At 55.8% G+C, this 18,647-nt stretch carries 19 protein-coding genes; 13 read left to right on the forward strand and 6 right to left on the reverse strand.

All coding sequences use genetic code 11. The features are described 5' to 3' along the window. Positions 1–1,788 carry an allophanate hydrolase gene (gene atzF / locus MKY96_RS30635; protein ID WP_340946359.1) on the forward strand — a complete coding sequence of 596 codons (1,788 nt, stop codon included), beginning with the start codon at positions 1–3 and terminating at the stop codon, positions 1,786–1,788. Between the two features lie 126 nt (positions 1,789–1,914). Here the strand turns inward: atzF and MKY96_RS30640 are convergent, their stop codons facing one another. Continuing rightward, the gene (locus tag MKY96_RS30640) at positions 1,915–3,018 is read right to left on the reverse strand and encodes an FUSC family protein (protein WP_340946360.1); all 1,104 of its coding nucleotides are present in this window, start codon (positions 3,016–3,018) and stop codon (positions 1,915–1,917) included. A 293-nt stretch (positions 3,019–3,311) separates the two neighbouring features. On the opposite strand from MKY96_RS30640, the gene MKY96_RS30645 reads away from it, so the two are divergent. The 4 genes from MKY96_RS30645 to MKY96_RS30660 are packed head-to-tail and all read left to right on the forward strand — an operon-like array spanning position 3,312 to position 7,144. Continuing rightward, the gene (locus tag MKY96_RS30645) at positions 3,312–4,436 is read left to right on the forward strand and encodes an ABC transporter ATP-binding protein (protein ID WP_340946362.1); all 1,125 of its coding nucleotides are present in this window, start codon (positions 3,312–3,314) and stop codon (positions 4,434–4,436) included. Further along, complete coding sequence (locus MKY96_RS30650; RefSeq protein ID WP_036728143.1) at positions 4,426–5,232, forward strand: ABC transporter permease; 807 nt, start codon at positions 4,426–4,428, stop codon at positions 5,230–5,232. The genes MKY96_RS30645 and MKY96_RS30650 overlap by 11 nt, the downstream gene beginning before the upstream one ends. After that, complete coding sequence (locus MKY96_RS30655; RefSeq protein WP_339252086.1) at positions 5,229–6,074, forward strand: ABC transporter permease; 846 nt, start codon at positions 5,229–5,231, stop codon at positions 6,072–6,074. Before MKY96_RS30650 ends, MKY96_RS30655 begins: the two co-directional genes overlap by 4 nt. Next, positions 6,071–7,144, forward strand: coding sequence for an ABC transporter substrate-binding protein (locus MKY96_RS30660; RefSeq protein WP_340946363.1), 1,074 nt, complete (start codon positions 6,071–6,073; stop codon positions 7,142–7,144). The genes MKY96_RS30655 and MKY96_RS30660 overlap by 4 nt, the downstream gene beginning before the upstream one ends. Positions 7,145–7,504: 360 nt before the next feature. On the opposite strand, the gene MKY96_RS30665 is transcribed toward MKY96_RS30660, so the two are convergent. The 5 genes from MKY96_RS30665 to MKY96_RS30685 all read right to left on the reverse strand — a co-directional run bounded on the left by MKY96_RS30665 (position 7,505) and on the right by MKY96_RS30685 (position 12,624). Further along, positions 7,505–8,212: a hypothetical protein gene (locus MKY96_RS30665; RefSeq protein ID WP_340946364.1), complete on the reverse strand. Its 708-nt coding sequence runs from the start codon at positions 8,210–8,212 to the stop codon at positions 7,505–7,507. A gap of 346 nt (positions 8,213–8,558) precedes the next feature. Then, entirely contained in the window at positions 8,559–9,953 is a 1,395-nt protein-coding gene (locus MKY96_RS30670) for a transcriptional regulator (protein ID WP_340946366.1), read from the reverse strand. Positions 9,954–10,205: 252 nt separating this feature from the next. Beyond that, on the reverse strand, positions 10,206–11,030 hold the full coding sequence (locus MKY96_RS30675) for a class I SAM-dependent methyltransferase (protein WP_340946368.1): 825 nt from the start codon (positions 11,028–11,030) through the stop codon (positions 10,206–10,208). Positions 11,031–11,071: 41 nt separating this feature from the next. Further along, positions 11,072–11,923, reverse strand: coding sequence for a 1,4-dihydroxy-6-naphthoate synthase (locus MKY96_RS30680; protein WP_340946370.1), 852 nt, complete (start codon positions 11,921–11,923; stop codon positions 11,072–11,074). Next, the gene (locus tag MKY96_RS30685; protein WP_340946372.1) at positions 11,923–12,624 is read right to left on the reverse strand and encodes a futalosine hydrolase; all 702 of its coding nucleotides are present in this window, start codon (positions 12,622–12,624) and stop codon (positions 11,923–11,925) included. The genes MKY96_RS30680 and MKY96_RS30685 overlap by 1 nt, the downstream gene beginning before the upstream one ends. A 346-nt stretch (positions 12,625–12,970) precedes the next feature. Here MKY96_RS30685 and MKY96_RS30690 point away from each other — a divergent pair, with 346 nt between their 5' ends. From MKY96_RS30690 to MKY96_RS30725, 8 genes are all read left to right on the forward strand, one after another. Beyond that, a complete protein-coding gene (locus MKY96_RS30690; protein ID WP_340946374.1) occupies positions 12,971–13,438 on the forward strand; it encodes a MarR family winged helix-turn-helix transcriptional regulator in 468 nt (155 codons plus the stop codon). Positions 13,439–13,585: 147 nt separating this feature from the next. Continuing rightward, entirely contained in the window at positions 13,586–13,987 is a 402-nt protein-coding gene (locus tag MKY96_RS30695) for a DoxX family protein (RefSeq protein ID WP_340946375.1), read from the forward strand. Positions 13,988–14,028: 41 nt separating this feature from the next. Next, positions 14,029–14,979: a ring-cleaving dioxygenase gene (locus MKY96_RS30700; protein ID WP_340946376.1), complete on the forward strand. Its 951-nt coding sequence runs from the start codon at positions 14,029–14,031 to the stop codon at positions 14,977–14,979. Continuing rightward, entirely contained in the window at positions 14,976–15,593 is a 618-nt protein-coding gene (locus MKY96_RS30705) for an alpha/beta hydrolase (RefSeq protein ID WP_340946378.1), read from the forward strand. The genes MKY96_RS30700 and MKY96_RS30705 overlap by 4 nt, the downstream gene beginning before the upstream one ends. A 78-nt stretch (positions 15,594–15,671) precedes the next feature. Further along, positions 15,672–15,911 carry a hypothetical protein gene (locus tag MKY96_RS30710; protein ID WP_340946379.1) on the forward strand — a complete coding sequence of 80 codons (240 nt, stop codon included), beginning with the start codon at positions 15,672–15,674 and terminating at the stop codon, positions 15,909–15,911. Next, on the forward strand, positions 15,877–17,106 hold the full coding sequence (locus MKY96_RS30715; RefSeq protein WP_445253453.1) for a multidrug effflux MFS transporter: 1,230 nt from the start codon (positions 15,877–15,879) through the stop codon (positions 17,104–17,106). The genes MKY96_RS30710 and MKY96_RS30715 overlap by 35 nt, the downstream gene beginning before the upstream one ends. Further along, on the forward strand, positions 17,103–17,969 hold the full coding sequence (locus tag MKY96_RS30720) for a DMT family transporter (protein ID WP_339252066.1): 867 nt from the start codon (positions 17,103–17,105) through the stop codon (positions 17,967–17,969). Before MKY96_RS30715 ends, MKY96_RS30720 begins: the two co-directional genes overlap by 4 nt. A gap of 85 nt (positions 17,970–18,054) precedes the next feature. Next, positions 18,055–18,414 (forward strand): FlxA-like family protein, encoded by a 360-nt coding sequence (locus MKY96_RS30725; RefSeq protein ID WP_340946381.1) that lies wholly within the window; start codon positions 18,055–18,057, stop codon positions 18,412–18,414. Positions 18,415–18,647: the final 233 nt, after the last annotated feature.

The raw sequence follows: 18,647 nt of genomic DNA on the forward strand, positions 1-18,647 counted from the left end.
ATGACAGCAACAACAGAATGGCCCGCGAAGCTGACTGCCGGCTGGCTGCGGGGTCAGTATTTGAATGGCACGCTGGACCCGGAGGAGGTCATCCGGGAGATCATCCGCCGCGCTGCGCGGGACAAGGACATGAACATCTGGATTGAACCGCCCGCCGAGGCGCAGATCAGCCCCTTCCTGGAAGCGCTCCGAGAGCTGAATCCGCAGGAGCATCCCTTGTGGGGCATTCCGTTCGCGGTGAAGGATAACATCGATGTGAAGGGGCTGCCCACGACGGCGGCATGTCCTGAATTCGCTTATCAGCCGGAAGCCGACGCAGCGGTTGTGGCGAGATTGGTGGCTGCGGGGGCGATCCCTGTCGGCAAAAGCAATCTGGACCAGTTCGCCACCGGTCTCGTCGGTGTGCGCAGCCCTTACGGCGAGACGCATAATGCCCTGCGTCCCGAATACATCAGCGGCGGCTCCAGCGCCGGTTCGGCGGTTGCCGTAGCCCTGGGCCAGGCCGTATTCAGCCTGGGCACCGATACCGCCGGCTCGGGCCGTGTGCCGGCCGCGCTGAACGGGCTGGTCGGCTACAAGCCCAGCCTGGGCGCCTGGCCGGTGCGCGGCGTAGTACCGGCGTGCGCCAGCCTGGATTGTGTCACCGTATTCGCGCACAATCTGGAGGATGCGCTCACGGTGGACCACGCAGCGCGCGGCTTCGATGCGGCCGATCCGTGGTCGCGTTCCGTGAAGCGGGGCCGAGCCGCTCTGCCGGGGAAGCTGCTGCTGCCGCAAGCGCCGCTGGACTTCTATGGGCCCCATGCGGACGAATACCGACGGGCCTGGGAACGGGCCGAAGCGGCGGTGCAGAAGCTGGGGCTACCGGTTGAACGGGTGGACTGTACGCTGTTCTCCGAAGCGGCAGCCATCCTGTACGACGGCCCCTGGGTAGCCGAACGCTGGGCGGATCTGGCCGGATTCGTAGAGAGTCACCGTGAAGCTGTGCTGCCGGTGACGGAGTCGATTCTCTCCTCCGGGGCCGCGGAGCGCCACACCGCTTCGAGCCTGTTCCAGGCCATGCACCGCTTGCAGCAGTATAAGCGGGAAGCGGAGCTGCTGCTGCGGGATGCGGTGCTGGTCCTGCCGACCTGCGGCGGAACCTGGACCCGGGAGCAGGTGGCGGCGAACCCGGTAGGGGCCAACTCCGATATGGGCCGCTACACCAATCACTGCAACCTGCTCGATCTGTCGGCGGTGGCAATTCCCGCCGGAGAAGCGGCGGAGAACCTGCCGTTCGGCATTACGCTGTTCGCTCTGGCGGACAGTGAGCATCTGCTTGCCGGAGCGGGGAAGCTGCTGGCGGAAGGGGATTCGCCGGGGCGGGAGGATGGCGGTGCTGCTGCCGGTGACGAATCACCATCGTCCGGCATGGTTACACTTGCGGTCTGCGGGCTGCATATGCGCGGCTTCCCGCTGGAGAAGCAGATGCTGGAGCATGGCGCCCGCTTCTGGCAGGAGGCGCGGACCGCTGCCTGCTATGAGCTGGTCAAGCTCCCTACCGTACCGGCTAAGCCGGGCCTGCTGAGACAGGCGGCAGGGGGAAGTGCTGTCGAGCTGGAGCTGTGGCAGATGCCGGTGGAAGCGCTGGGCGCGTTCGCCACGCTCATCCCGGCTCCGCTGGGCCTGGGACGGGTAGCGCTTGCCGATGGCCGCGAAGTGACGGGCTTCATCTGCGAAGGCTATGCCGCTACCGGAGCTGAGAACGTTACGGCCTACGGGGGCTGGAGATATCTGCCTGCTGAATAAATACCGCTTTCGGCGTTTAGCCCTGAGTGCGGCAATATACCAAACGGCAAACGTTTCGGCGGCGATCTTGAGAGCCGGGCAGGTGCAGCGCGACCTGGACAAAACAAAAAAAGGACTCTCCCAAGCTTATAGCTTGTGGAAGAGTCCTTTTTGTATGAACTGGATGGCGCGTGCAGGCTGTGCCTTGACATGCTGTGGTGCGGTGGAAAGGGCCGCATAATCGGCGCGTTCGATCTCCTCAAGAATCCGGTTCAGGTGGGAGAACACCGCACCGAGATCACGGAAGGCCGCGAGCGGGCACTGATCCTGCAGCTGCGAGAACCAGGCGAGCTGCACATCGCGGGCTCTTCTCAGACTCTCGGGGAGTGACCGTCCGCTGCATTCGGCATCCGATAGCGTCCTTGTGCCGTACAGGGCGATACAGTCTGCCGTTGCGGTTACAACCTCCAGCATCCAGTCGGCTGCGGCATAATGGGACGGCAGCAGAGCGATCTCTTCGCTTATGGCTTTGACATAGGAGTGCACCTTGATGAGATGGGTGGTCGTCTGTGTCAGCTTGCCAATGTCCTTACGGCACTGGTAATGAGACAGCGTGTAATGCATCTCCTTCTGCAGCCGGTCGCTCTTCTTCAGCAGCTCGCCGGAGCGCTCAAGAGCAGCCTTGGCCTGTGCGGCATCCCGTCCGCTTGCGGCGAATCCGGTTAAGGCATCGGATAAGGTCAGGCTGCCCTTCAGTGCCAGGTCCTTGACCTTGACGAAGCTCTTGGGCAGCACGATAATCATATTGATAATCAGGGCAATCAGTACGCCGATCAATGTCTCGGCGACTCTCCAGACGATATATTGGTCATGATAGAAGGTAAGTGCGAGCACCGAGGTAACGCCGACCTGCGAGACGGCCTGGATATTGATCCGGCAGGCTGTAGCCACACCAATGCCGATCAGCAGCATTAGCAGGATCGACAGCGCGCCCACATCGAAGAACTTGCCCACGATCAGGCTGACGATTCCGCCGAGGATGACGCCGGTCATGCGGTAGAAGCCTTTTTCGAGGGAGGCCTTGACGCTGCTCTGGGTAATCAGAATCGCCGCAAGCGGGGCGAAGTACAGGTACTGGTCTCCGTAAATGGTGTGCACCGTCAGCCACGAGAGCGAAGCGGCGAGTGTAATCCGTATCATATATAAGGATAATCCGAACTTTTCAAGGCGCTCCTGTAAGCCCTCGTTCATGTTTGTCATCTTCTTTCATGTAAATAGGAAAAATTTTATGGTTTTCATCCGTTTTCATTATAGCACCTCAAAACAGGCTGGAGGCGGGCAAGATTTTACGAACTTGTTAAGTTTTTGTGCTTGATTTCACAATGTAAGCTATCGCATATATTGCAGGATTCCTTTATGCTATATATATTGAAGTCTGTCGAACTAAGGCAGGAATTGTCGCTTATCCGTGCTGAGCATGCTGCTGCCGGATTGTCTCCCGCAAGAAGCGGGTAAAATAGGTTGTACTACATAAGTAAGGGAGGTTGTTAGCTATAGCTACCCCGGAAGGCACTATTATTTCTTTTGACCAGGTGATTAAGCAATACGACGACGAAGAGGCTGTACTCAAAGGCGTGAGCTTCGAAATTGAACGCGGTAAATTCTACACGCTGCTGGGCCCTTCGGGCTGCGGAAAAACGACCATTCTGCGTCTGATCGCCGGCTTCGCGGAGCCGACTGAAGGTTCGATCTATCTGAACGGCAAAATTATCAACCACATTCCCGCCAATGAGCGGCAGGTCAATACGGTGTTTCAGGACTATGCGCTGTTTCCGCACCTGAACGTATTCGAGAATGTGGCGTTTGGACTGCGCATCAAGAAGCTGAAGAAGGATGTTATTCAGCAAAAGGTGCAGGAAGCGCTGCGCTTCGTTAACCTGGTCGGCTATGATCAGCGGGCCATTAATGAAATGTCCGGCGGGCAGAGACAGCGTGTTGCCATTGCACGCGCCATTGTCAACGAGCCGCAGGTGCTGCTGCTGGACGAGCCGCTCTCGGCGCTTGATCTGAAGCTGCGTACGGAGATGCAGTATATTCTGCGGGAGATGCAGCAGCGGCTGGGCATCACCTTCATCTTCGTCACCCATGACCAGGAAGAGGCGCTGGCGATGTCCGACTGGATCTTCGTCATGAACGGCGGCAAGATTGAGCAGAGCGGAACGCCTAATGATATCTACGATGAGCCGATTAACCGGTTCGTGGCTGACTTCATCGGAGAGTCGAACATTGTGCCGGGTGTGATGATTGAGGACTATGTAGTTGAGTTTAACGGTCACCGGTTCGAATGTGTCGATGCCGGTCTGAAGCCGAATGAAGCGGTGGAGGTGGTAATCCGCCCTGAGGATCTGGAGATTGCGGCCCTTGAAGCGGGCAAACTGAAGGTGCGTGTAGATTCCCAGCTGTTCCGCGGAGTTCACTACGAGATCAGCTGCTATGACGGCTCCGGCCATGAATGGCTCGTCCATTCCACCCGTAAGGCAGAGGTTGGCTCCGAGATCGGGCTGTATTTTGACCCGGAAGCGATTCATGTTATGCGTTTCGGTGAAACGGAGGAAGAGTTCGACAAGCGTCTGGAGGCCTACGCCGAGGTGGAGAGCCATGATGACTAAGGGCAAGTCGTATTATCTCATTCCGTACTACCTGTGGATCGCGCTGTTTGTCATTGCACCGGTGCTGCTGGTGGTCTACTATTCCCTGTTCGATCTGGAGGGGAAGCTGACGCTGAATAACTACGTCAATTTCTTCACACCGGTCTATATGAGAATGATGCTGAATTCGTTCTGGTACGCTTTTCTGATCACGGTGTTCTCGCTCCTGGTGGCGTATCCGGCCGCTTATCTTCTGACGCGAACGAAGCACAAGCAGCTGTGGCTGCTGCTGATTATTCTGCCGACCTGGATCAACCTGCTGCTGAAGACTTATGCCTTCATCGGGATCTTCGGCACCTTCGGCCCGGTCAATAATTTCTTTGATCTGATGGGGCTGGGTGAGCAGCAGATTCTGTTCACAGGCTTCAGCTTCGTGTTTGTGTCGGTCTATATTTTCATTCCATTCATGATTCTGCCGATCTTCAGTGCCCTGGATGAGATGAATCTGTCGCTGGTCGATGCCGCGCGCGATCTGGGCGCATCGGGATGGACAACGTTCCGGCGGGTGGTTTTTCCGCTGACGATCTCGGGTGTACGCTCCGGCTGTATGGCGGTATTCATTCCGGCGCTGTCGCTGTTCATGATTACGCGTCTGATTGCCGGGAACCGGGTGATTACGCTCGGCACCGCGATTGAGCAGCACTTCCTGGTCACACAGGATTGGGGGATGGGCTCCACCGTTGCGGTGTTCCTGATCGCCATTATGGCGCTGTTCATGATTCTGACCGGCGGCTCGCGGAAGGGGGTGCGCGGGTGAAGAACAGACGAAGGGTTAAGAACAAGAACGGCATCGCCAATATCTATCTGGTGCTGGTCTTCCTGGTGCTGTACGCGCCGATCTTCTATCTGATGTATTACTCGTTCAACAGCGGTGGCACGATGCACAAGTTCGAGGGCTTCACGCTGGATTATTACCGTGAGGTAGTTGCTGATACCCGGCTGATGATTATTGTGATTAACACACTGGTCATCGCCCTTCTGTCATCGACCATTGCGACGATCATAGCGGTAATCGGTGCGCTGGCGATCCATCATGTCCGCAGCCGCCGGGCCAAAAACACACTGCTCTCGCTGAACAATGTGCTGATTGTCAGCCCGGATGTCATCATCGGAGCCTCCTTCCTGATCCTGTTCACGATTGTCGGGATCAAGCTGGGCTTCACCTCCGTGCTGCTCTCGCATGTGGCGTTCAGCATTCCGATTGCGGTCATTATGATCCTGCCGCATTTGCAGGAGATGAGCCCGACCCTGACGGATGCCGCACGTGATCTCGGGGCCACGCGCCGGGATGTGCTGACGAAGGTCATTCTGCCGATCATCAAGCCGGGAATCTTCAGCGGATTCTTCATGGCTCTGACCTATTCCCTGGATGATTTCGCGGTTACCTTCTTCGTCACAGGCAATGGCTATTCCACCCTGTCGGTGGAGATCTATTCCCGGGCCCGTCAGGGGGTCTCGCTGTCGATTAACGCATTGTCGACGCTGATTTTCCTCTTCACAATTCTGCTGGTCATCGGTTATTACTACCTGAACCAGCGTAAGAGCCGCCCGGCGGTACAGATTGCCGAGCCGGTGGCCGAAGCGGGGGTGCCAAGATGAAGCAGCTTGTGAATACGTTCCTGGCGATTCTGATCGTCGCGTTCGGCCTGATGTTCCTGGCGTCCCGGCTGAACTCGGCCCAGGGCTATAGCGGCGGCAATACGCTGACGATCTATAACTGGGGCGACTATATTGATCCTGACCTGCTCAAGCAATTCCAGGAAGAGACCGGTATTACGGTCATCTACCAGACGTTCGATTCCAATGAAGCGATGCTGACCAAGGTCGAGCAGGGCGGTACGGTCTTCGATGTCGTTGTGCCTTCCGACTACGCCATTGCCAAGATGCGGGAGGAGAAGCTGCTCTTGCCGCTGGATCACAGTAAGCTTCCGAATCTGGCCAACATCGGTTCCAAATTCATGAATCTGTCCTTTGATCCCGGTAACAAATATTCGGTTCCTTATTTCTGGGGGACGGTGGGGATTATCTTCAATCCCGAGATGACGAAGGGGATGGATTTCAGCAGCTGGAATTCGCTGTGGGACAAGCGGCTGAATAATAATATTTTCCTGGTGGACGGTGCCCGTGAGGTGATGGGCATGGCGCTGAACAGCCTGCACTATTCCGTTAATGACAGGAATGAGGAGCATCTACAGGAGGCGCTGGCCAAGCTGAACAAGCTGTCGCCGAATGTGAAGGCGATCGTCGGCGACGAGATCAAGATGCTGCTGGCGAACGAAGAGGCGGCTGTCGGGATCGTCTGGTCCGGCGACGCTTCCGAGATTATGGATGAGAACGACAAGCTGGATTATGTGGTGCCGGAGGAAGGCTCGAACATCTGGTTCGACAACATGGTCATTCCGCGCGGAGCCGCCAATATCGAAGGGGCGCATCAGTTCATCAACTTCATGCTCCGCCCGGATGTGGCGGCCCAGAATACGGAATACGTCGGCTATTCCACGCCGAACGTTCCCGGCCTGAAGCTGATGCCGGAGGACATCTCCGGCGACGAGCGCTTCTACCCGCCCGCCGAGATCACCGGCCGGCTGGAGGTCTACGACAACCTCGGCAAGCGGATGCTTGCCCACTATAATGAGCTGTTCCTGATGTTTAAGATGAATAAGAAGTAGCTGGCAGGCTGTAGGCCTGCAGAAAAGCCCCCGTTTGTGCTTATGCGCAGGCGGGGGCTTTTTTCTTAAGGGGATAGGCGCTGGGGAGGATAATTTGATTGATGATAAGAACCGGTGCTGCAGAGGCTTGTGGAGTAGGGGGATAGTACAGCGGAAGCGGGAAATAGATGGATTTTGTCCACTTGCTGATAAGTATTAAAGGGTTCTGGCGGAGATAGTTGGAAAAACAGCACTTAAATTCTCCCAATTCACTCCGTAGCGGCAAAACCAAGAGTAGCAGATGCTGTTTTTCCACTTGTTGCCGGTCATTCCTCAGGAATCAGGAAATTAAGGTGCGTTATTCCAATTATTTGCCGAAGGCTAATTAAAATATTCCAGTACACCGCGCTTCAACTCATTAAAATATTCCAGTACACCGCGCTTCAACTCATATCGTGCGGTTCGTTCCTGATTGCTGGTGGGAACCGGTAAGAGCCAGCCCTTGTCAGACAGACTGCGCAGGGTGCGGACAGCGGTTCTGTAATCAATTGAGAAATGCTGCTTCACATCCTGCGGACGGATAGGCCGGGCTAGATGAACGGTTAACCGGATGACCTCCTGCTCCATCAACTGTACGCGCGATACTGGGGTTGCCGCAGGCTGATATCTGCCCAGCACCATCCGCAGCAAGGTTATACAGAGCTCGGGACGCTGTTCAACATCATCGTATGCGAAGGAAATCATGTGATAGCCCATGGCGTACAGGAAGGTCTCACGGTTCAGCTCGCCGCAGTATTTGTTCCGGTCCATATCGCGTACATGTGAAGCATAGCCCTTGATTTCAATCAGTAGCTTCACGTACCCCGGCAACCAGGCGAAGTCGGCAAAATAAGATCTCCCCCGCCAATCTATCACCTCATACTCCGGATGAAGCCCGTCAAAATGGCCCCGCAGCGGCCACCATACCTTATGCAGGAATAAGCTCTCGGCATGCCGATGCCCCCGTTCCAACCGTGCCCGACGTTCTCCATCAGCTCTGCTGTCCAAGTGTCCGCTGATAAACTGATCATGTGCTTCTTCAAAAGTCATGCTCCTCATCCTCTCTGGAAAATAGAAAACGCCCCGGCTTTCCCATAAAGGGGCTACCGGGACGTTCTTCGTCTCGCTGATGTTAAGTATAGGGTAGAGCTTGAATGCAGTGGAAATGCGGTAGTTGATGGCGTTCCGCATATGGTAAATAAGAAGTGTTCGTGATTGTCTGACGACAGTCCAGTAATACATATAGCTTATGTGCAGACTTTAAGAAATCTTCAAAAACAGTAAGGATATTTAGCTACCGCCAACACCATGAGACATAGTTTGAAATGAACTTTGTGTGTCACTGCCTGAAGCAGCCTCAATTATCTCAATAGAAGAAATAATCACAGTAACCATACTACATATAACTAGAAGCTTTAAAAGCCTTTTGATCATTTGTATTACGCACCTCTCTAATTAGGAGTTTGTATGTCTCGATTTCATCATCACGTGCTACATGTCTGTATTGTTCAAATAGATCTACGCAGGTGATGACTACACTCTCGTTGTTAATTTTAGCAGAGGATTCCAAACTTTTTAAGATAAAGATAATACCTTCACTTCGATTATTTTTTACATAATAGGTGGCCAATTCTGCTAGAAATCGGACATGCTTGTCTGCCATAACTTGCTGGTTGTATTCCCGGAATTCCGATTTATAAATTCGGTAAGGGATATGCTCAGAGAAGCGTTCCAGAATATCATCCACATTCCAATCATACCGGTTCGCTGACCTAACAATATGGTACATAGCTGTAAATATCTCGTCTGGCTGCTTAGAGATATACTCCACATAATCAGATAATACCTCTAGCTGTCCATCAAGCAGACGATATAGGAAGATATTTGCCTTCCCCCACTCCCTGAACTGGGCTAATGTTCGAGCTGCTTCATCATCCTTCTCTTGTATCCAGCTACCATCTATATAGAGAGGGACATGCTCAATCGCAGATTTGTAATCCCCATATTCCATATAAATGCTCGAGATTAAAAGCCGGGCATTTAGAATATATAAATACAGCGGCTTTGAAGGCAATCTTTCGTTGTCCGGTTTACGTTTCGAGCGGTGCTGTAGATTGTAACGGAGGGTAGCGAGCTCAAGCATTTTCTCGGCAAGCTCGTTCACTTTAGCCCACTTCTGCAGAGAGTAGTAGACATCCAGCAGGTCTTTCAATCCGTCCAGTTGATCCGCCTCATTCAGCCGGTCGATGAAGCACTCGAACAGGATGGCTACCCGCAGATTGCTGCTCTGGTCATCACCGAGGCCAATTCGGAATAACCTGTATTGGCATACGGCGAGCCGGTCGGAATTCTGATATTTCTCACTGGTGCTCACATTCTCATACAATAATGCTGCTGCGTTCCACAATCCCTGCTCAAACAGCCCTTCTGCAACTTCGAATAGCATAGGGGCATAGACCAGATTCTCCAGCAGGTTCCTAACTACCTGTTCAACACAGTCAAGGCGGCCGAGCGCCGCTGAACGCACAAGAAACGGCCGCAAGCGCCGCCAGGTGGGAGCTGAATGGTGAAAGCATTCGTCCACATATAAGCTATAGAAGTGGTCCTCCGGCAGGCCCATGCCCCGGGTAATGCGCTCCAGATGATCCATGGCAATCGGCTGACGGTCTTTAACGACACGGCTGAGTGTGCCGGAATTGATTCCTGACGAAATGGCAAACTGATTAATGGACAGGCTCTGATTAGACAAATATGCGGTTACCTGATCGCGAATCGTGGTTGTGGACTTCATACAAACACCACCTGACCTAATCCCAGTAAATAGATTTTTAATTCATTGGTGTAATAATATGTGATAATATTCCAACGGTCAATAGAGCGGATTAGTAAATACGGTGAACAAAAGGAAGGGCAGACTGGAACTATATCCCTGGCTAAGCTTACCGTGACACATTGAAACGCCCCGGTTCCCTTGCGGGGATAACCGGGGCGTACTTGATTCAGCTTGTTCTATTAGACGGAGGTAGGGCGCTAACGGAAATGGTTACTTCACGGCGATCCGCATCCGGTAGCTAATCGGCACCTGCAAGGTCCGGCCCTGGAAGAATGCCTCTACCTCTGCCGAGAATTCGGCAATATCCTGCACAAGTGAGGCCGGGCTAAGCTTCAGGAGGGACTGGATGCCGCCCTGGCTGAGGGCCAAGCCGATATAGCGCTGTGCATCGCATGATTCTGTGTTGTGAAAAACAATCTCTCGCGCATACGTAAACCGTCCGCTGGCTTTGATCCGGCCCAGATGTCCTTCTTTATCCCATTTGCTGGCCTGATCGGTGTCCGGCTGAAGCTCTGTAAGCAAGTCATCTGAAGCTGCAATCAGTCGGTTATACCGGGCTTCAATAGCGGGCTGCAGCACCAGAGGCCAGTCACAATCATAGGCGGCGAATACTCCGCCGGGCCGCAGGCAACGCGAGATCTCCTGAAGGGTGCTGTCCGGGTCCATCCAGTGGAACGACTGCGAGCAGGTGATGATGTCCACACTCCCCGTGTCAAAAGGAAGCTGGTTAGAGTAGCCCTGCACAAAACACACGTTATTCGCTCCGCTGCCGAGAAGACGCAGCTTATCCTGAGCCTTGCTGAGCATATCTAGATTAGGCTCTACTCCGGTTACCGCTTCAGCGGCGTCCTTCCACAGGAAGGTGGACAGGCCGGTACCGCAGCCTATATCTGCAACATGGGCAGGACGGCGGCCCAGGTAATTACTCAGCAGTTCAATTACCAGCGGAGGGGCTTCGGGCCGGTAACGGTCATATTCGTCCTGGTATCCCAAGAATCGGTCAATGTTAGCCTTGCTGTTGCCTGAAGGAATCATAGGAAGGGCCTCCTCGCGGGATGGATTATTTCCTTGCTTAGCTATCGTAGAAGCGAAGGATCAACAGCAGGTACAAGCCCTTCGGCAGCAGCCCGGTTAAGCAGTGCAGAGATGGCTGCATAGCCGTCCTCGCCAAGGCTCATCGTGAATTCGTTGACGTAGAGATCAATATGCGACTTGGCGACTTCCGGCGAGAGCTCCTGGGCGTGGCTTAGCACGTATTCCTGGCAGTCGAGAGGATGGTCCCAGGCATACTGGAGTGAACTGCGAATCCAGCCGGTAATGGCCTCATGGTCCAGATCGCGGCGGGCAATAATCGCACCAAGCGGGATCGGCAAGCCGGTATCGCTCTCCCACCAGCTCCCGAGGTCAGTAAGCAGGTTGAGATTGTAGGACGGGTAAGTGAAGCGGGCTTCGTGAATGACGAGTCCGGCATCAATCTCTCCCTTCTGTACGGCAGGCATGATCTCATCAAAAGGCATAACGACGATCTCAGCCGGACCGCCCTGCACCTGCTGTGCTACCCAAAGACGGAACAGCAGGTATGCCGTAGAGCGTTCGCTCGGGACGGCAATTCTGCGGCCGGACAGCTCGCGCGGATGCTTGATCGCGCCTGCGCCTTTGCGGGTTAGTACAAGCGGGCCGCAGCCCCGTCCCAGCGCACCGCCGCAAGGGAGCAGCTTGTACCTGTCCAGCACCCAGGGAAGGGCAGCGTAGGAGATTTTGAGCACCTCAGGTCCGGCACCGTCTGCAGCAAGCCCGTTCGTAATATCGATATCGGCAAACATTACATCCAGCTTAGGTGCGCCGGGAATCAGGCCATGCGCCCAGGCATGAAAGACAAAGGTATCGTTCGGACAAGGGGAATAAGCAATATGAAGCTCTTGTGTCATTACAGCACCTCCCGTAAAATAGCCGCCGCCGCTGCCAGGGCGTCCAGCGCTTCATTGATCTTCCACGCGGCCCGGTCGCGCGGGCCGACCGGGTTCGAGATCGCGCGCACCTCCAGCGCCGCGATCCCCAGCGCCTGGGCGGCCACGGCGACCCCGTGGCCTTCCATCGCCTCCGCCGCCGCCTGCGGATGGCGGGCGGCCAGAGCCGCGGCCGGCCCGGCGGTGCCGGTCGCGGTCGACACGGTAAGCACGGGGCCCGTGCTTACCGTGAGGCCGGCCGCTGCGAGCGCGGCCGCAAGGGCCTGCACCGTGCCGCCCGGCGCAGGCACGGACACGCTGCCGAAGCCAAGCTCGGCAGCGCTGCGGAAGCCCTCCGGCGTCTCTGCGCCGAGGGCCGCGTCCCGCATCTCGCTGGCGACGACCAGCGAGCCTACGGGGGCGCGTCCCGGGAAGCCGCCGCCGATCCCGGCGCTGACGACGCAGCCGTACGAGCCGGCTGCCAGGGCGGCGGCGGTTCCCGCCGCTGCCGCTGCGGTGCCGGCGCCCGCCGCGATGACGTCGAACCTGCGGCTGCCGGACAGGCCGCGCAGGACCGCTTCGCGCTCAGCCGCGACTGCCGTTACGATCAGCACGTGCGGCTTCTTTTCCGCTGCTTCGAGGCGCGCGTCGGCCCCGGAATGATGATGATCCTTCGATTCCATAATCAGCCTCCTTCTATAGAAATAGTTTCATTCCTCAGTTCATACTCACCTTTTGAAAGTCTACGCCGTTTTGAAGAACAGGTCAAATATGCGGGGCGGGCAATAGAAGGATTTTGTCCACTTGCTTGTTGCGGGAGTTGGAGGAGCTAATTGTTGTGCAGATTGGGGGAGTATTTGCCGCAGGAGTTAGAGGTGGAGTGTTTGTTGCAGAGGTCGGGGCGAAAAAAATGAAATGAAAATTAATTCATCTCCCGCGCTTGACAGACTGTCATCAATAAAGTATATTCATCTTAACTTAAAGATAATTACCTTAAAGATAAACGCAGCCGGACAGGAGGTGCAGGATATGAGCAGCAAGAATAAGACAGCAGGAACAGAAGCAGACACTACGCAGGATCAGGCAGCATCGCTGAAATTGTTCGTCGTTCTGTCGAAGGCGTACAAGAGCCTGATGGATCAGGCGGTGAAGGATATGAAGAGTCACGGGCTGGCATCGGCGGAGTTCATGGTGCTTGAGGTGCTGTATCATAGAAATCGGATTCCACTTCAGCAGATTGGCGAGAAGATTCTGGTCACCAGCGGCAGCATCACATACAATATCGACAAGCTGGAGAAGCGGGGACTGCTGAAGCGCGTACCTTGCGAGGATGACCGCCGTGTTACGTATGCCGAGATTACAGAGGCGGGACGGGAGCTGTTTGATGATATTTTCCCGCAGCATGTCGATTCTATTCACAGCCTGATGGGCGGACTGGACAGCGAAGAGAAGGCTCAGGCCACGCTGCTGCTGAAGAAGCTGGGCAAGGGCGTATAGAAGGGAGTCCTTAGCAGCCCAGCGGCGGTAAGGTTGTCTGCTTGTTATTAAGCTGAACTAATGAAGAGAATAATAGATCAGTAAATTTTTTTAGCTAATATCTTAACGTTAAGATAATTAAAACCAAGAGAATGGAGAGTGTTTAAAATGGTTAGTGTAGGTTTATTGTTGATGAGATTGGTGATCGGTGTAGCGTTCATTGGGCATGGCGCACAGAAGCTGTTCGGCTGGTTCGGCGGATATGGGCCTAAGGGAACAGGCGGCTGGATGGAGTCGATTGGTATCAAGCCGGGCGTGCGTATGGCGGTGCTGGCAGGTGTGATGGAGCTGGTCGGAGGCCTGCTGTTCACTCTGGGTCTGCTGACTCCGGTGGCTGCGGTATTGATTGCGGCAACGATGCTCGGTGCCATAGTGAAGGTTCATGCTCCTAACGGATTCTGGTCCACGGCGAACGGGATTGAATTTCCATTAACGGTGCTGGTAGTCGCTGTAGGTATAGCGCTGACAGGCGCGGGTTCGATTTCACTGGACGCAATATTCTTCAATTAAAATAAACGCATCATCATCACAACTATCAGGAGGTTTCATTTATGACTATGCATACTGCAGGGATTCACCATGTTACCGCTTTTGTGGGAGACGCTCAGCGTAATGCTGATTTCTATGCCGGAATTCTAGGCCTGCGGCTCGTCAAAAAAACCATCAATTTCGACGCCCCCGAGGTCTACCACCTCTACTTCGGCAATGAGCAGGGTGCGCCGGGTACGATTATCACCTTCTTCCCTTGGGCTCATGGCCGCAAAGGCAGAATCGGCGGAGGACAGGTCGGTGTGACCACTTATGCTGTACCGGCTGGCTCTTTCGGATTCTGGGAGCAGCGGCTGGCCGCTTATCAGATTCCTGTGACTAAGGTTACCCGGATTGGCGAGTCGTATCTCTCTTTCGCGGATTATGACGGACTGCGGATTGAGCTGGTGGAGCGGGAAGAGGGGGCGCTGAGCACCTGGTCTTTCGGCGGCGTTCCGGTAGAGCATGCGGTCAAAGGCTTCGGAGGCGCTGTCCTCTACAGCACGGCCCCGGACCGGACAGCGGATACACTCTCCCGCACCCTGGGAATGGAGCGTATCGCTGAAGGGGACGGCTACATCCGGTACAGAGCTTCCGGCAATATCGGTAATATTATTGATCTGAAGGCTGCTCCGGTTCCGCAGGGCGGCGGCGGTACAGGTACGGTTCACCATATTGCTTGGCGGGCCGCAGATGACAGTGAGCAGCTGGATTGGGGCCGCCGGGTTCAGAGTCACGGCTACCAGCCGACTCCGGTGCAGGACCGCCAGTACTTCAATGCCATCTACTTCCGGGAAGAAGGCGGAATTCTGTTCGAGATTGCAACCGATCCTCCGGGCTTCGCCCGTGATGAAGCACCTGAGGCGCTGGGACAGAAGCTGATGCTTCCGGCATGGTTTGAGCCGCAGCGTACGGCGATTGAAGCGAATCTAAGCCCGTTTGAAATCCGCGAACTGGAGGTGAAGCCGGTATGATTCATGTATTTGAGCAAGGTACAGACGTAACGCAGCCCACACTGGTTTTATTCCATGGCACAGGCGGCAATGAACGTGATCTGCTGCCGCTGGCCGAGCTGCTGGCACCTGGAGCATCTGTCCTGGGTATCCGCGGCAACGTACTGGAGAATGGCATGCCGCGTTACTTCCGTAGGCTGGCAGAGGGGATTTTCGATGAGGAGGATCTGATCTTCCGCACCCATGAGGTGAAGCAGTTCCTGGAGGAGGCGGATGCAAAATATGGCTTCGATGCCGGTAATCTGGTAGCTGTCGGCTATTCCAACGGTGCGAACATCGCGGGCAGTCTGCTCTTCCATTACGGAGCCCTCTTCCGGGCGGCGGTGCTGCTGCACCCGATGGTTCCGCTGCGCGGCCTGGCGATTCCTTCGCTGCAGGGGGTTCCGGTCTTTATCGGAGCAGGGACCAATGATCCGATTATCCGCTCCGAGGAGACCCGGGAGCTGGAAGCACTGTTAAGCGGCGCCGGAGCTGAGGTTACCTCGCACTGGGGCAATCAGGGGCACCGCCTGAGCGCCGCCGAGGCGGAGGCGGCAAGAGATTGGCTGGCTGAGCATACCGATTCAGTGAAGTAACAACAGCACCACCCGAAATAACCGCCTGCGGGCCTGCCGATCACCGAGAGGATTGGCGGCTACGGCAGGCGGTTTTTTGTGGTTCTGGAGATGGTAATGCTGCATTTTCTGCAGGATTTCCATGCAGGCCGTTCCTGCCGAACCGCGCTTTTCCGCCGAACCAGAAATTCATTGAACATTCCGGCGGTAATCGGTAGTATGGAGAAATATATTAACGGACCTGAACATAAATGGCTCTGCCGTTCTACTAAAGGTTACGGGCAAGAAAGGATGTATCCTGTTCATGATGAAGCAAAATTCGGTGACAAGCCTGGCTGAGGGCGGGCCGTCCAGAAGCCAGCGGCTGCAGCTTGCCGTGATTCTGGGAGCCATCGCTACCATTGGTCCCCTGTCGATTGATATGTATCTGCCTGCCCTGCCGGCTCTTGGCCTCTATTTCGATACCAGTCCCGCCATGATTCAGCTTACCCTGACCTTCTTCCTGCTAGGGCTGGCTTCGGGCCAGCTTGTGGCCGGACCGCTCAGTGATGTGCACGGGCGCCGGATTCCGCTGTTGTTCGGAATGATGATCTATGCGGTATCCTCGCTGCTCTGTGCGTTCAGCCCGTCCATCGGACTGCTGATTGTGCTGCGCTTCGTCCAGGGCCTGGCCGGATCGGTAGGGGTGGTGATCTCCCGTGCGGCGGTCCGTGATATGTACAGCGGCTCCGAATTAACCAGGTTCTTCTCGCTGCTGATGATTGTCAACGGACTGGGCCCGATTGCAGCGCCGGTCATCGGGGGGCAGCTGTTGAGAGTGACGGACTGGAAGGGCGTATTTGTAGTCTTATTCGTATGCGGGCTGCTCTTCGCGGCGGTCATTCTCCTGCGGCTGCCGGAGACCCTGCCCAAGGAACGGCGTATCCGCAGCGGGCTCAGAGGGACCCTGCGTACCTTCCGCATCCTGCTCGGCAATGCCGGATTCATGGGCTACGCGCTCTCCCAGGGCTTTGTTATGGCAGGCATGTTCGCTTATATCTCGGGATCCTCCTTTGTTCTGCAGACGATTTACGGGGTATCCCCGCAAATGTACAGCCTGATCTTCGCCGTGAATGGCTTCGGCATTATTCTGACCGGGCAGATTGCCGGGCGGATGTCGGCCAGAGTGGGTGAGCGCAAGCTGCTGATCTGCGGCCTTCTGCTCAGTACCTCCGGAGGTATTCTGCTGCTGATTACCCTCCTCGCCGATGGCGGGCTGCTGCCGATCCTAATCTGTCTGTTCGCTGTGGTTGCAAGTGTAGGTCTTGTGGGTACGACCAGCTTCTCGCTGGCGATGCAGGATCAGGGGGAGACGGCGGGCAGCGCCTCTGCGCTTCTGGGTCTGCTTCCCTTGCTGCTGGGGAGCTGTGCGGCTCCGCTGGTCGGACTTGGCGGCAGCGGCTCGGCCCTGCCGATGGCGCTGGTCATCGCGGGAGCGGGCCTCCTGTCGGTTCTGTCCTATCTGCTGCTGTGCAGAAGAGAGGTTAAGCTGTGAGCCGCAAGGACTTTGCTACCCTGCTGCTGCTTGCTTTTGCCTGGGGGGCTTCCTTCCTGTTCATGCGGATTGCCTCGCCGGAGCTAGGTCCGGTCTTCACGACAGAGCTGCGCGTTACGATTGCCGGAGCTGCTCTGCTGCTCTATGCGTTGCTGACCCGGCGCAGGCTGGGCCTCCTGAAGCACTGGAGATCTTTCCTGCTGCTCGGTGCGGTTAACGCGGCGCTTCCGTTCACGCTGATCTGTATGGCTGAGCTGCATCTGAGCGCCTCACTGGCGGCGATTCTGAATGCTACAACCCCGATGTTCGCGGCACTGGCGGCGTGGGGGACCCGGAAGGAGAAGCCGGGGGCGGCCAAATCAGCCGGGCTGATCATAGGCCTGGTAGGTGTGGGTGTGCTGGTCGGCTGGAGTCCGCTCCCGCTGACCGGTACGGTTCTTTTATCCGTAGGTTACTCTCTTGGAGCCGCGCTCTGCTATGCGTTCGGAGGATTATATGCATCACGCGTAGGCTCCGGTCTCACTCCGCTGGCGCTTGCTGCGGGACAACAGCTGGGCGCAAGTGTGGTGCTGCTGCCGCTGGCGGTGATTTTTGCCCCGGATCATCTGCCTTCCTCCGCCGCTGTATATTCTGTCCTCGGCCTCTCGCTGATCTGCACCTCAGTGGCGTATCTGCTGTATTTCCGCCTGATTGCCAATATCGGCCCGGTCAAGACCGTTAGTGTTACCTTCCTCGTGCCTGTATTCGGCCTGTTGTGGGGCGTAATCTTCCTGCAGGAGCAGATCTATGCCAACACCATTGCCGGGCTGGTCATCATCCTGCTGAGCGTTATGCTGGTGAACCGGAGGGCCAGGAAGGGTTGAGGGGATATTCAGCAAACTTTCAGCGCATTTTAACGTTCATTGTAGAGAAAAGGGATATATTGAAGAGGTGAAAGGAGGGACACCCATGAATGTCTCATCCGTTGCCGCTTCATCATCTGTATCTTATACATCCTCCAGCGCCAGCGATACCGCTGCACTTGAGAAGCAGAAGGCGAAGCTGGAAGCTGAGCTTGAGAAAGTAAGCGCAAGCAAGGACAACGAGCAAGCCAAAGAAACCAAAACCAAGCAGCTAGAACAGCAGATCAAGCAGATTGAAGCACAAATTGCCCAGAAGTCACAGGCTGCGGGCAGCTCCGTTTCTGCCCAGAGCGCTGCTGCGCCCCCGGACAAGCCTGCCGGTAACCATAAGCTGACAGCAGCATCTGTTCAGGAGATGGCTAACGCAACCACCGACAGCGCAGGGAGATTCGACATTCGAGTATAGTCTTGAGCGAGAATTGCATGCCTCTGAAGAGAGCCGCCATTGCCGTGATGACAGGCTCTCCATTAGGGGATGATAACCCTTGGCACGATGATAAAAGCACCCGGACTAATCGCAGTCCGGGTGCTTTTATGCAAATATGGATGTATACGCTTCTCACCATTACTGGAACAAATACAGCCCCTGTGCAGGGACTTACCCTTCGCCCGCCGTCTAACTCTTGTAAGCGTGTGACC

It is taken from the genome of Paenibacillus sp. FSL R7-0302 (assembly GCF_038006885.1).
In the GTDB taxonomy this organism is placed as follows: domain Bacteria; phylum Bacillota; class Bacilli; order Paenibacillales; family Paenibacillaceae; genus Paenibacillus_AQ.

Coding starts and splice junctions, on each gene's coding strand:
- atzF (WP_340946359.1), top strand. CDS start 1: ATGACAGCAACAACAGAATGGCCCGCGAAGCTGACTGCCGGCTGGCTG.
- MKY96_RS30640 (WP_340946360.1), bottom strand. CDS start 3,018: ATGAACGAGGGCTTACAGGAGCGCCTTGAAAAGTTCGGATTATCCTTA.
- MKY96_RS30650 (WP_036728143.1), top strand. CDS start 4,426: ATGATGACTAAGGGCAAGTCGTATTATCTCATTCCGTACTACCTGTGG.
- MKY96_RS30660 (WP_340946363.1), top strand. CDS start 6,071: ATGAAGCAGCTTGTGAATACGTTCCTGGCGATTCTGATCGTCGCGTTC.
- MKY96_RS30665 (WP_340946364.1), bottom strand. CDS start 8,212: ATGACTTTTGAAGAAGCACATGATCAGTTTATCAGCGGACACTTGGAC.
- MKY96_RS30670 (WP_340946366.1), bottom strand. CDS start 9,953: ATGAAGTCCACAACCACGATTCGCGATCAGGTAACCGCATATTTGTCT.
- MKY96_RS30675 (WP_340946368.1), bottom strand. CDS start 11,030: ATGATTCCTTCAGGCAACAGCAAGGCTAACATTGACCGATTCTTGGGA.
- MKY96_RS30680 (WP_340946370.1), bottom strand. CDS start 11,923: ATGACACAAGAGCTTCATATTGCTTATTCCCCTTGTCCGAACGATACC.
- MKY96_RS30685 (WP_340946372.1), bottom strand. CDS start 12,624: ATGGAATCGAAGGATCATCATCATTCCGGGGCCGACGCGCGCCTCGAA.
- MKY96_RS30690 (WP_340946374.1), top strand. CDS start 12,971: ATGAGCAGCAAGAATAAGACAGCAGGAACAGAAGCAGACACTACGCAG.
- MKY96_RS30695 (WP_340946375.1), top strand. CDS start 13,586: ATGGTTAGTGTAGGTTTATTGTTGATGAGATTGGTGATCGGTGTAGCG.
- MKY96_RS30700 (WP_340946376.1), top strand. CDS start 14,029: ATGACTATGCATACTGCAGGGATTCACCATGTTACCGCTTTTGTGGGA.
- MKY96_RS30705 (WP_340946378.1), top strand. CDS start 14,976: ATGATTCATGTATTTGAGCAAGGTACAGACGTAACGCAGCCCACACTG.
- MKY96_RS30715 (WP_445253453.1), top strand. CDS start 15,877: ATGATGAAGCAAAATTCGGTGACAAGCCTGGCTGAGGGCGGGCCGTCC.
- MKY96_RS30725 (WP_340946381.1), top strand. CDS start 18,055: ATGAATGTCTCATCCGTTGCCGCTTCATCATCTGTATCTTATACATCC.